This window comes from Brachybacterium sp. UMB0905 (assembly GCF_002871795.1).
In the GTDB taxonomy this organism is placed as follows: domain Bacteria; phylum Actinomycetota; class Actinomycetes; order Actinomycetales; family Dermabacteraceae; genus Brachybacterium.
Genome location: NZ_PNHL01000012.1, coordinates 83,785 through 96,465 on the forward strand (window position 1 = coordinate 83,785; position 12,681 = coordinate 96,465).

10 protein-coding genes are annotated in these 12,681 nt (G+C 70.3%); 4 read left to right on the forward strand and 6 right to left on the reverse strand.

Going from position 1 to position 12,681, the window contains the following annotated elements:
* Positions 1-20 precede the first annotated feature (20 nt).
* The 3 genes from CJ197_RS11825 to CJ197_RS11835 all read left to right on the forward strand — a co-directional run bounded on the left by CJ197_RS11825 (position 21) and on the right by CJ197_RS11835 (position 4,680).
* A complete protein-coding gene (locus CJ197_RS11825; RefSeq protein ID WP_102236954.1) occupies positions 21-1,496 on the forward strand; it encodes an aldehyde dehydrogenase family protein in 1,476 nt (491 codons plus the stop codon).
* A 276-nt stretch (positions 1,497-1,772) separates the two neighbouring features.
* Positions 1,773-3,095, forward strand: coding sequence for a M48 family metallopeptidase (locus CJ197_RS11830; RefSeq protein ID WP_102236955.1), 1,323 nt, complete (start codon positions 1,773-1,775; stop codon positions 3,093-3,095).
* Between the two features lie 154 nt (positions 3,096-3,249).
* The gene (locus CJ197_RS11835) at positions 3,250-4,680 is read left to right on the forward strand and encodes an MFS transporter (RefSeq protein ID WP_102236956.1); all 1,431 of its coding nucleotides are present in this window, start codon (positions 3,250-3,252) and stop codon (positions 4,678-4,680) included.
* Between the two features lie 56 nt (positions 4,681-4,736).
* Here CJ197_RS11835 and CJ197_RS11840 read toward each other — a convergent pair whose 3' ends face one another.
* The gene (locus tag CJ197_RS11840) at positions 4,737-5,597 is read right to left on the reverse strand and encodes a hypothetical protein (RefSeq protein WP_102236957.1); all 861 of its coding nucleotides are present in this window, start codon (positions 5,595-5,597) and stop codon (positions 4,737-4,739) included.
* On the reverse strand, positions 5,585-6,067 hold the full coding sequence (locus CJ197_RS11845; RefSeq protein ID WP_102236958.1) for a hypothetical protein: 483 nt from the start codon (positions 6,065-6,067) through the stop codon (positions 5,585-5,587). Before CJ197_RS11845 ends, CJ197_RS11840 begins: the two co-directional genes overlap by 13 nt.
* Positions 6,068-6,561: 494 nt before the next feature.
* Here CJ197_RS11845 and CJ197_RS15615 point away from each other — a divergent pair, with 494 nt between their 5' ends.
* Complete coding sequence (locus tag CJ197_RS15615) at positions 6,562-7,932, forward strand: transglycosylase family protein (RefSeq protein WP_233190896.1); 1,371 nt, start codon at positions 6,562-6,564, stop codon at positions 7,930-7,932.
* A 274-nt stretch (positions 7,933-8,206) separates the two neighbouring features.
* On the opposite strand, the gene CJ197_RS11860 is transcribed toward CJ197_RS15615, so the two are convergent.
* The 4 genes from CJ197_RS11860 to CJ197_RS11875 all read right to left on the reverse strand — a co-directional run.
* Positions 8,207-9,184, reverse strand: coding sequence for a carbohydrate ABC transporter permease (locus tag CJ197_RS11860; protein ID WP_102236959.1), 978 nt, complete (start codon positions 9,182-9,184; stop codon positions 8,207-8,209).
* A 3-nt stretch (positions 9,185-9,187) separates the two neighbouring features.
* Positions 9,188-10,093 (reverse strand): carbohydrate ABC transporter permease, encoded by a 906-nt coding sequence (locus tag CJ197_RS11865; RefSeq protein ID WP_102236960.1) that lies wholly within the window; start codon positions 10,091-10,093, stop codon positions 9,188-9,190.
* A 34-nt stretch (positions 10,094-10,127) separates the two neighbouring features.
* Complete coding sequence (locus tag CJ197_RS11870) at positions 10,128-11,603, reverse strand: ABC transporter substrate-binding protein (protein ID WP_102236961.1); 1,476 nt, start codon at positions 11,601-11,603, stop codon at positions 10,128-10,130.
* Between the two features lie 73 nt (positions 11,604-11,676).
* Positions 11,677-12,681: NAD/NADP octopine/nopaline dehydrogenase family protein (locus CJ197_RS11875; RefSeq protein ID WP_102236962.1), on the reverse strand; the 1,005-nt coding region annotated here is incomplete at its 5' end.

Consider the following 12,681-nt stretch of genomic DNA (forward strand, 5'->3'; position numbering starts at 1 on the left):
GCGGGGCCTACCCTGGGGTCATGTCCGATGACGTGACCGCCCGCACCACCCGCGACACCGCCTCCACGGCATCCAGCGCCGGGGAGTCCAGTCCCGCCCAGGCCACGGGCCTGCGCGCGAGGATCGAGCAGGACGTCACCGCCCTGCGCGCCTCCTTCGACGCCGGCACCCCCCGGCCCCTGCGCGCCCGCCTCGCGCAGCTCACCGCCCTCGAGCGCGGCATCGCCGCGGAGCGCGAGCTGCTGCTGACCGCCCTTGCGCAGGACCTCGGCAAGCCTCGGACGGAAGCCGCGATCACGGAGCTCGGCGTCGTGGGGCAGGAGATCCGCGAGGTGCGCCGGAACCTCGCCTCGTGGATGCGGCCCGAGCGGCTGCGGCCCGGCCTGCTGCTCAGCCCCGCCTCCGCGCAGCTGCGCCGCGAACCGATGGGCACCACGCTGATCATCGCGCCGTGGAACTACCCGCTGAACCTCACGCTCGGCCCGCTGATCGGCGCGATCGCCGGCGGCAACACCGCGATCCTCAAGCCCTCCGAGGTGGCGCCCGCAACCTCCGCGGCCCTAGCGCACCTGCTGCGTACCCACCTGGATCCCGACTGGGTGCGGGTCGTCGAAGGCGCGGTCGAGGAGACCACAATCCTGCTCGAGCAGCGCTTCGACCTCATCTTCTACACCGGCAACGGCACCGTCGGCCGGATCGTCGCGCGCGCCGCCGCCGAGCACCTCACCCCCACGGTGCTGGAGCTGGGCGGGAAATCCCCCGTGTTCGTGGACGAGGGCACTGACCTCAAGACCGCCGCGCGCCGCATCGTGTGGGGGAAGTTCACCAACGCCGGGCAGACCTGCATCGCCCCCGACTACCTCATGGCCACCCCGCGCACCATCGAGAAGCTCACCCCGCACCTGCTGCGCGCCGTCCGCGCCATGTACGGCAAGGACCCGCGGCGCAGCCCCGACTACGGCCGGATCGTCGCCGAACGGCACGTGGACCGCGTGCTCGGCCTGATCGACGACGACAAGGCGATCCTGGGCGGCACCGCGGGCGCCGACCGCGCCGAGCGCTTCATCCCGCCGACGATCATGACCGACGTGGCCTGGGATGATCCCGTGATGGGCGAGGAGATCTTCGGTCCGATCCTGCCGCTGCTCGCCGTCGACGGCCCCGAGGAGGCGGTGGCCCGCATCGCCGCGGGGGAGAAGCCGCTGACCGCCTACGTGTTCTCCCCCCGCCGCGAGGTCGAGGAGCTGTTCGCCGAGCGCACCTCCTCCGGCTCCCTCGCCCTGGGGATGACCCTCGCGCATGTGGGTAGCAGCGGGATCCCCTTCGGCGGGGTGGGGGAGTCCGGCATGGGCGCCTACCACGGCCGCGCCGGCTTCGAGGTCTTCACGCACGCCAAGCCCGTGGCCCGAAAGCCCCTCCGCCCGGACACGCTGCGCCTGGTGTACCCGCCTCACACGGGCCTGCGCAAGGCCCTGCTGGGCCGGCTGTTCCGCTGAGCGGCGGGGTGCGGGCGCGTCGGCGGGGCGCGGGCGCGTCCGCTGTGCAGCTGAGCACCCGGCCACGGCAGGCTGACCGAGCGCCCGGCCAGAGTGAGCGGATCCGCCGATCGGCTGACCCCGCTGCGCCTTTCGGCGCAACCCGTTCCACCCTGCGGCCACATCCGCTCCACCCTGCGGCGATGATTCATCCACAATCTGCCGCCGCGCCTCCCGTGGCCGGGCGGACGTAGATATCGTCGGCTCCGGTCACCCACCGAACCAGGAGCGCGCGCTATGACGTCCTATCCACCGCCGCCATCGGCCCCCATCCAGGCCCCGTCCACGCAGCCCGCCGACCCCACCGTGTACAACGGCACCACCGTCCACGGGATCCTGGGGCAGAAGAGGATCCGCCACCCCTGGGAGCTGCCGATGCTCGCCGTCGGCATCGTGTTCACGGTCCTGGCGATGCTGGCGTGGCTGGTGTCCGCCGCGGTGGTGATCTACGGCCTGGTCATCGGCGAGTACACCCCGGAGAGCATCTCCGCCCCCAGCGAGCAGCAGACCTTCACCACCTGGGCGGGCCTGCTGTGGAACTGGGCATCCACCCCCGTGATGGGCTTCATCGTGCAGATCGTGTTCATCGTCGGCATCATGTGGATCGTCATCTTCATCGCCCGCGCCATGATGTACGCCAACTACCGGCTGCGCGGCGTGCGCATGAGCCCCACCCAGTTCCCCGAGGGCTACCGCATGGTGGCCGAAGCCGCCCAGTACTTCGGCATGCGCCGCATCCCCGACGCCTACGTCGTCACCGGCAACGGCGTCATCAACGCCTTCGCCTTCGGCCACGGGCTGCGCCGCATCGTCGTGGTCCACTCTGACCTGTTCGAGGTGGGCGGCAAGGTCCGCGACCCCGACGCTTTGCGCTTCGTGATCGCCCACGAGCTGGGGCATCACGCCGCCGGGCACGTCTCCTACTTCCGCATCCTGTTCAGCAACCTGCTGCACCAGGTGCCGATCATCGGCATGGCCTACTCCCGCGCGCAGGAGTACACCGCCGACAACTACGGCTACGCCTTCTGCCCCCAGGGTGCGATGGGCACCATCGGCGTGCTCGGCGCCGGGAAGTACCTCAACGCCGACGTCAACACCCATGAGGTCGCCGACCGCGCCCACACCGAGGGCGGGCTGTGGACGCACCTGTCCGTGTGGTTCAGCGCGACGCATCCGCCGCTGACCTGGCGCGCCCACGCCCTGCGCGACCGCACCAAGCCCGGCTCGATGTGGATCCGCCCCGGCGGCAACATGTTCTCGGCGCCGCTCGTGCCCGGCGGCACGTTCTCCAAGAGCTACCCGACCCCCGCGGAAGCGCTGGCGATGCTCGATGCCGCCGACCGGGAGCGCCCCGCCTGGGCCACCGACCAGTTCGGCCGCTTCCCCGGCGTGGACTACACCGGCCTGCCGGCGATCCGCGACATGCAGGTGGCCGCGCCGCTGCAGCAGGACCGCACCAGCTACGTCATCCCGCCCGGCCCCTACCGCGACGACGCCCGCGGCCCGCTCACCCGCCAGGCCGGCAACCCCTTCGCGGAGGGAGGCGCCTCGCAGCAGTGAGGCGGCCGCGGCGGTGAGGCGGCCGCGGCGCCACGTGGGAGCCGCGCTGGGTCCCGTCGGCCCTGCCTCTATGCTCCGGGCGCGGGGCAGCCCCGGCTTGTCCTGTGGCTCACGCCGGGTGGCCGGACCGTCGAGCCGTGCGTACGGTGGCCGGGTGATCCCCGACCCCTCCTCCCCGTCCCCGCCGGTGCGGCGCAAACCCCTGCTGGGCGTACTGCTCGCGCCGCTGTTCGCCGCCCTCGTGGCTGTCAGCGTCATCAACGTGGCATTGGCCGCGATCGGGGAGGGCCTGGACGCGGATTCCGGGGACCTGCAGTGGGTGATCTCCGGGTACGCCCTCGCCTTCGGGATCCTGCTGGTGCCTGCGGGGCGGGCGGGCGATGCCACCGGGCGACGGCGCATGTTCATCATCGGCGTGGGGGTGTTCACCCTCGGCTCGCTGCTGTCCGGCATCGCCCCGACCGTGGAGATCCTGAATCTCTCACGGATCCTGCAGGGCATCGGCTCCGGCCTGCTGAACCCCCAGACGGTCGCCCTGATCCAGCAGCATTTCCGCGGCCAGGACCGCGCGCGAGCCTTCGCGCTGCTGGCCACCACCGTCGCGGTCGCCACCGCCATCGGCCCCGTGCTGGGCGGCGGACTGATCCAGCTGCTGGGCCCCGAGCTGGGCTGGCGCTGGATGTTCCTCATGAACGTGCCGGTAGGGGTCGTGGCGATCATCGGCGCGTTCCGGTACATCCCCGATGACAAGCTGCGCAGCGGCCGCCTGCCGGACCTCGACCCCGTCGGCACCGTGCTGCTGAGCGCCGCGATCCTCGGGATCATGCTGCCGTTCCTCGAGCGCGGCGTGAGCCCGCTGGTGTGGCTGAGCTTCCCCGCCGGGCTCATGGTGCTGGGCCTGTGGTGGGCGTGGGAGCAGCGCTACCGGCGCCGCGGGCGCGCCCCCATGGTGGACACCGGGATTTTCACCAACCGCGCCTTCCGCAACGGCATCCTCATCATCTCCGTGTACTTCCTGGGCGCCACGAGCGTGTGGATCATCATCCCGCTGTTCCTGCAGATGCACCTACAGCACACGGCGTTCGAGGCGGCGCTGATCGGCCTGCCGTCCTCCGCCGCCGCGGCGATCAGCTCGCAGGTGGCCGGGCGGTACGTGCTCACGCTGGGGCGGCGCCTGGTGATCGTCGGCTTCGGGATCGCCTTCACCTCGATGCTGCTGACCGCGATCATGTCCGGCTTCGTGGAGAACGGGACGCTGTCCTTCTGGTGGCTGGCCGCTCCGCTGACGCTCATGGGCCTCAGCCAGGGCATGACCATCTCCCCGAACCAGACCCTCACGCTGAACTCGATGGATCCGCGCTTCGGCGGCGTGGCCGGCGGGATCCTGCAGCTCGGGCAGCGGATCGGCGCCGCGATCGGCACCGCGATGATCCCCGGCATCCTGTTCTCCCTCACCGAGTCCGGCACGCCGTGGCTCGAGGCGTTCGTGATCGTGGTGAGCATCATCATGGGCCTGACGCTCGTGGCCATGGGCTTCAGCATCGCCGACCGCGCCCGCGAGAAGCAGGCGCCCGGGGCGCTGTAGCAGGGGCGGACGCTGCGCTGCGGGGCGGACGCTGCGCTGCGGGCGGGCTGGCGCCCTCAGCCTCGTCGGCCCCTCCATCGCTCGAGCGGCAGGAACGCGGCCCAGCACACCACAGTGGGCAGGAAGTGGATGCCCAGCAGCACGAGTGTGCTCAGGTGGAACCCGATGTACAGCGCCACCGTGAGGTACAGCGCCTTCCCGCGCAGGAACAGCACCACCGGGGCGAGTGCCTCAAGGGCTAGCCCCGCCCACTGCGCTGGCACGAACAGCCACGGCGTGTGCTCCACCAGCCAGTGCGCCACCGGGGTGCCGCGGCGGATCGACGCCCACGTGAGGATCGCGCTGTTGCCCCAGTTCGCGAGCGAGCCCGAGTACAGGATCTTCGGGATCACGGAGAACACATAGGTGCTGACCACGGCGATCTGGATGGCCCGCAGCGCCCAGCCGGCGGCCTCCGAGCCCCCGCCCGCCGCGCTTCCACCTGCCGTGTCCGCGCCGCCCGAGCCCGACCCCGTCGGCACCGTGGGCAGCACCGCGAGTGCGACCATGAGCGCCATGTGGTCGTGCGCCACGTACCCGTAGGAGTTCGAATACAGCAACCACACCCAGAACGCGACCGCCACGACCGCGCCCACCAGGCGTTCCCGCCACCCCCAGATCACCAGGGCGCAGCCGATGAGGATCACCGCCAGCAGCGTCCAGGCGAGCGCCGGGGTCACCGGCGGCAGATGCAGCAGCCGCGTCAGCAGCAGCGGTTGGAAGAACCCGGGGCTCGTGGCGTGGGAGAGGACGTCGCGCGAGAAGGTCAGCACGTCCACGATGACGAACCCGTACAGCAGCACGCGCAGCATCCGCACCCGCTCGAGCGGCACCGCCGGGGCCAGGACGCTGCGCAGGGCGGTGCTCAGCGCTCCCATTGCGTCACCTCGACCAGCTCTTCCTCGCCGTGCGCGGCCCCGTCTCGTAGCTGGGTGATGCGCTGGCACAGGATCAGCGCCTGCAGCGGCGCATCATCGGGGTGCCGACGGTCGTACTCCGCCGCGAGCGGTTCCAGCAGCGCAGGGTCTTCCTGGATTGCGGGAAGCTGATTCTCCACATCGGCCCGTTCGATGCCGACGCTGCGATGCCCGAAGCGGATGTCGATCACCGCGCCCTCCGCCGTGACGCCCTGCAGGCAGGTGTTGACCACCTGGCCGTTCGGGGGTGTGCCGCGGGAGAACTGGTCCAGCACGCCGAAGGGGAACAGGTCGTTGGAGCGGGTCAGCCCGCCGACGAGCAGCACCGCGAGGCAGGCGAACGTGACCAGCGTTCGCCAGGCGAGCGACAGCGCCGAGAGGCGGGCCGGAGGGCGGGCGGTGGCGTGAGCCGAGGGGCGGCCGGCGAGCATCGGCCCAGTTTACTGAGCCCCGGGGCGTGAGGCGTGGGGCCGAGGGGGGCGCGAGGCGTGGGCAGGCGCGGGCCGTGGGCGGGCCCGCCCGTACTCGCACAAATGCGGGATCCGGTGGCATGGTCGCACCGCGTATGCCACGGAAGCTCACATTTGCGGGCCTGGGCCGGGGCGCCGGGCGGTCCAGCCCGGCAGCCCGACGCCGCCTGCAACCCGACCCGCCGTCGGCACAGCCCCGCCCGCACCCCGGGCTGAGGCCCGCAGGCTTGTACTCCGTAATTCCCTCGATGTCATTTCGCCTCGCGGCCATTTCGGCAAAATCTTGATAAAGCCCGGGGTGGAATGCGGTATTCCCGCTGGCCCCTTCTGTCGCTGACCAGGCACGGTGATGAGGACCAGGCACGGTGATGAGGCGCGCCCGCATCCCACGGCGCCTGGACCATCCCGACATCCTCTTCCCCGCCTTCCCTTCCCCGTCATCCCCAGGAGTTCCGATGTCTGCTCGCCGTCACGCCCCGACCCACCGCGCAGAGGGCTCGGCCGTCTACTTCCGCGGCGCCCGCGTGGCCCCGAAGATCGCTGCGGCCACCGGTGGCGCGGTCGTCGCCGCAGGCCTGGGCCTGGCAGCGACCCCGTCGGCCCTGGCCGATGACTCCGTGTGGGACCGCGTCGCGGCCTGCGAATCCGGCGGGAACTGGTCCATCAACACCGGCAATGGCTACTACGGCGGCCTGCAGTTCTCCCCTTCCACTTGGCGTTCCTTCGGCGGCACCGAGTACGCGCCCAACGCCCATCAGGCCACCAAGGCCGAGCAGATCGCCGTCGCCAAGCGCACCCTGCAGGGGCAGGGCCCCGGCGCCTGGCCCGTGTGCTCGGTGCGCGCCGGCCTCACCCGCGCCAACGGCGGCGCCGATGCGAACGCCCAGCCCGGGGGCAGCACCACCCCGCGCGAGGATGACTCCGCCTCCCGCGGCAGCGACCGCCCGAGCTCCGGCGCGCTCGTGGTGGACGGCAAGTTCGGCCCCGCGACCACCCGCGCGCTCGAGGCCTGGATCGGGGTGCGCCAGGACGGCCGCCTGACCACCGCTGACATCAAGACCCTGCAGGGGAAGATCGGCGCGGCGCGGGATGGTCGGCTGGGCCCGGAGACCACGCGCAAGCTGCGCGCCACCATGGGGCTTTCCTCCAACGGCGCTGGTGACTTCCGGGGCGACCGGGCCACGGTTCGCGCCCTGCAGCAGTTCCTGAATGACGGCGCCCCGGCCCGCACCGCCCCGTCGGCTCCCTCGACGAGCGGTTCCCTCGCGCTGGATGGCCGGTTCGGTCCCGCCACCACTCGCGCTCTGGAGCGCTGGCTGGGTGTGACCCAGGATGGGCGTTTCTCCACCGGTGACATCAAGGCGCTGCAGAAGAAGATCGGTGCGGTCCAGGATGGTCGACTGGGCCCGGAGACTACCCGGAAGCTGCGCGCCACCATGGGGCTTGCCCCGAACGGCGCTGGCGACTTCCGCTTCAACTACGCCACCGTCAAGGCCCTGCAGAGCTTCCTCAACGATGGCGCCCCGGCCCGCACCGTCCCATCGGCCCCCTCCACGAGCGGCACGCTCGAGCTGGATGGCCGGTTCGGTCCCGCCACCACCCGCGCCCTGCAGGGCTGGCTGGGCGTGAACCAGGACGGGAGCCTGTCGACGAACGACATCAAGGCGCTGCAGAAGAAGATCGGTGCGGTCCAGGATGGTCGACTGGGCCCGGAGACCACCCGCAAGCTGCGCGCCACCATGGGGCTTGCCCCGAACGGCGCCGGCGACTTCCGCGCCAACTACGCGACCGTCAAGGCCCTGCAGAACTTCCTCAACGGGAACTGACCGCGGGCCGACGGGGGCTTGACGCCGGTCACGCCCTGCGGCCGACGGGGGCTGGGCCGACGGGCCCACGCCCCGCACTCGCGGCCGCGCGTGCTCCCGCCCCAGCAGAGCCCGCGCAAATGTGGGATCCCGTGGCATGCGCGCCGCCAACATGCCACGGGATCCCACATTTGCGTGCTTGGTCAGCTCAGGCGAGGTCAGCTCAGGCGCGCGTGTCGGGCCAGCTCAGCCGGCCGAGCCCTGCCCAGCCACCCCGGCCACCCCGCCCCGGCGCTCACCCCATCTTCTGGCGGCTCTTGCGCATCTGCCACAGGTAGTACGCGGCGATCACGGCCAGCAGCAGCGAGGCGTAGATCGCGAGCGCCGAGGCCTGCCCGTACTGCAGCTGCTCGAAGGCCAGTGAGCGGATCGCCAGGGGCATCGTGATCGCAGAGCCGGAGGGCCCGCCGCCGCCCGAGAGCAGGAACGGGATGTCGAAGTCGTAGGCCGTCCAGATGGTGCGGAAGAGCGAGCCGGCCAGCACCACCGGGATGATCGACGGCAGCGTCACCGTGGTGAAGCGATGCCACCAGCTGCCGCCGTCGATCGACACCGCCTCATAGAGGTCATGCGGGATCGACTGCAGGCGGGCCAGCACGATGATGGTGAAGAACGGCGAGTACTTCCACACGTTCACCAGCACGATCGTGATCATGATCAGGTCCGGGTTGGACAGCCAGCCCAGCGGTTCGTCGATCACTCCCACGGTCTGCATCACGTAGTTCACCACGCCGGTGACGTCGTTGAACATGTACTGGAAGATCAGCGCTGCCACGATCGCGGGGACCATGTAGGGCACCAGCACGAGTGCGCGGGCCACGCGTCGGCCGCGCAGCGGGGCGTTCAGCAGCATCGCCACGATCACGCCGATCAGCACCTGCAGCACCATGTTCGAGGCGGTCCAGATGACGCTGCGCCAGGTGGCGGCCAGCACGAACGGGTCGGTGATGGTGTCCTTGAAGTTCTGGAGCCCCACGAAGGTGCGTTCACCGGTGTACAGGTCCACGTAGGACAGCGAGTTCCACACCGCGATCACGAAGGGGTACACGGCGAAGAAGCCCACCAGCAGGAATGCTGGGATGACGAGCGCATAGGCAAGGGACTTGTCGCCCTTGAGGGCCTGGCGCATTCGAGAGCCCAGCGTGTGGGGCTTGCGCTGCGGGCCGGGGCCGCTGGTCGCGGCGGTGTGTGCGGCGGTATCTGCAGTGGTCATGGTTCAGCCCTTCACCGATCCGTCGGAAATTCCGGAGACCACCCAGCGCTGTGCGATGAAGAACAGCACCAGCACGGGCAGCACGATGACCACGGCGGCGCTCATCAGCAGCCCCCACGATGTGGTGCCCATGTGCCCCATCAGCAGGAACACAGCGGGGTTGGCGGTCAGCTTGGAGTTGGTCGTCATCAGAGATGAGACGAAGAGGTACTCGCTCCAGGTGGCGTTGAACGTGAAGATGCCGGTGGAGACGATTCCCGGGAGTGCTTGCGGCAGCACCACGCGCAGGAATGCCCCCAGGCGGGAGCAGCCGTCGATCATCGCGGCTTCCTCGACCTCCATGCCCACGCCCTCGAAGTAGGAGCGCAGCAGCCAGATGGTGAAGGGCAGAAAGATGCCCATGTACACGAGGGCCAGCGCCACCCGGTTGTCGCCCCAGCCGTTGGAGAACATGAACTGGGTGATGGGGATCAGCACCAGGATGGCGGGCACCAGATAGGCCAGCAGCGACAGCACGCTCATGGCCCGGACGGCCGGCAGGTCGAAGCGGGTCATGGCGTAGGCCGCGGTGGTGCCCAGCACGAGCGCGCCCAGCGTGGCCCCGGTGGAGACGAAAGCGGAGTTCCACAGGTACTGCTGGAACTGGTAGAGCTCGAACAGGTCGCGGACATGCTCGAGCGTGAACTCGCGCGGGATCAGCTTGGGCGGGTAGGAGACGATCTCGCTGTTGGGGCGGACGCTGTTGATCAGCGCCCACAGCAGCGGGAAGGCGCTCACCAGCGCCACCCCGAACAGCAGCACGTACTGCACGCCGCGACCGGCGTAGCGAAGCAGGTGGTGGCGGGAACGTCTGCGCCGCGGGGGAGCACCGGACGCCGGGGCGGCGGTCTCCAGCTGTGCAGTGGTCATGAGGGACCTCCGGGGTTCTCGGGGCGGGAGGGGGTCAGATGATCTCGGGTTCCCAGTCCGGGTTCTCGTCGTGGAAGGCGTCGGTGACCTCGCGCATCGTCTCGCAGGCGGTGTTCCAGGCGGCCTCCGGCTCCTTGCCGTCGATGAGGATCTCCTGGAACATCACCCCGTCGATCGCGGGGGTGGGCCAGATCTTCTGCGCGAAGGGGTTGAGGTTGGTGTGCTTGCCCTGGAACTCGCCGTCCTCGACCACGCCCATGGCGGTCGAGGCGGTCATGGCCTGCGGCACGCAGTCCATGAAGGTCTGGATCCAGTCGCCGTGGTCGGCCAGGTAGCCCTCGGTCGCCGAGGAGATCTCCTCCTCGAACTTTGCGCGCACGCTCTTGAGCGCGGGCAGCAGGTGCCCGGGGACGGTCTTGGCGAATTCGACGGCCTCGTCTCCCGTGGTCAACAGCTTGAGGAACTCCTTGGCGAGTTCCGGTTCGGCGGTGCCGGAGTACAGGCCGTACTGCTGGCCGGAGCCGAAGTGCAGCTCCCCGGTCATGTAGTCCCCGGCGGGGATGCGCATGACGCCGGAGACCTCGGCGATGTCCGGGTAGTCGTTGTACAGGTTCACGCCCAGACGCCCGGGGAAGGTCGCGAAGGCCGCCTGACCAGCGGCGTAGACCGTGACGATGTCGCCGAAGGCCGCGTTGTACAGCGACTCCGGGGCGTTGCGCATGACGGCCACGAAGCGCTCCACGGCGGTGAGCACGCCGGGCTGGTCGAAGGTCAGCTGGCCCTGGGCGTCGAAGTAGTCGTTGCCGGACTGGTACAGGTACGGGGCGAAGAATTGCAGGGGCAGCTGCGCGGTGGAGCCCACCGCCATCGCGATGCCGTTGACGCCGTCCTTGCCGTGCAGCTCCTCGATCGCGCCGAGGTAGTCGTCGAAGGTGGTCGGTTCGGCGATCGCGGCGGCCTCCAGCAGGTCCTTGCGGTAGTAGACCAGCGAGGAGTTGTTCTGCAGCGGCATGCCGTAGTCATGACCGTCCACGCGGATGCGGGTGGCAGGCATGAAGTCGTCCTCACCGATTTCCGTGATCATGTCGTCGAGCTCGGCCAGGTGACCGGCTGCGGCGAAGTCTCTGAAGCTGGAGACCGATGGGGAGAAGATGCCCACGTCCACGCCGTTCTGGAAGGCCGTGGACAGGTACTGGGCCTGGTTGGAGTCGGAGTAGACGGTCACCTCAACCTTCGTCTCCGGATGCTCCTGGGTGAAGTTGTCGATGGCCATGTTGTAGAAGGCGAGGGTGGCCGGGTCGTTCTCCACCGTGTAGAGCGGGATCGTGCCTCCGGCCACGCCGCCCGGGCCCTGCGGGCCGCCCCCGCAGCCCGCGAGCAGGGCGGTGCCGGACAGCGCCCCGGCGGCGGACAGGAATCCGCGGCGGTCGATGTCGCCCAGGCGGAGCTTGTGCTTCAGGGAGTCCAGGGTGTGGAGCTCCTGCTCGATGTGACGCTGCTGCGTGGTCATGGTGACCTCCTCGTCGAGGACAGGGGGTGGGTGGGGCGGTGGTGCGGATCGTGCAGTGGGCGGGTGCCGGAGATCAGCCGCCGGCGGGGACCGGCTGCGCGGCGGCGGTCTGCTCCACGTGCCGCAGGAAGAGCTCTAGGCCCTGCTCGTCGGCGACGAGGTCGAGGTCCGGGGCGAGGATGCGCAGGACCTCCAGGACATGGTCGATGGCCGGGGTGGGCACCCCGAGCCGGCGTCCCAGGGCGGACCACTGGGCCACACCGTGGGGGATGTCGTCGGTCAGATACCGGTAGTCCAAGGTGCCGGGGCCGGGGACGGACTCGAAACCCGGGTAGCTCTGCAGGCACTGGGCGAGCGTCTCGCCCTCCATGCCGTCGTGGTGGTAGAAGCCGTGCAGCCAGTCGCGGCCGCGGCGGTCATCGGCCCCCACCGCACGGCAGACCGCACGGCGCTCGATATCGACCGCTTCGAGCAGCTCATTCAGCGCAGGGCTGACGCCTTCGCGGTAGAGGCGGAAGGGGTGGGCGCCGTCCACCCGGACCGCGTTCAGCAGCGTGATGGGCGGGTGGATGAGGTGGTTGGTGTTGGCCATCGAGGTGGTGACCAGGTCCGACGGGACCAGCGTGGGCAGGTGGCGGGCGAACACCGCGTGCAGCTCCGCGGTGCGCTGTGCCTGCGCAGTGGCGATCGGCAGGTTCTGCTTGATGCCGCGCAGGACGAACAGATCGCCCTGTGCGAATCCGGCGGCGGGAAAGCCGGTGGCCTCGGCGGCCTGCACGCTGGGCTCGAGCTCGGCCAGACGCAGCGCACCGGCGAGCCCGCCCGGGGCCAGCAGCACGGGGCGGCCGCGCAGCAGCTCGCGGTGTTCGGCGACCAGCCGGGGGAGGACGCGGGATTCGGCGACGATTACGCAGGCGGCGATCTCGCGCGCGGCGAGCGCGGTGATCTGCGAGGTGAGCGTGATGGGGATCTGGCGCCCGTCGAGCTCCGCGCGGCTGGGCTTACCCTTCTGTTGTTGACACCTGAGATGGCGGGTCGTGGTGACCTGCGGGAGGTTGTCGTCATGAGGAAGCGGAAG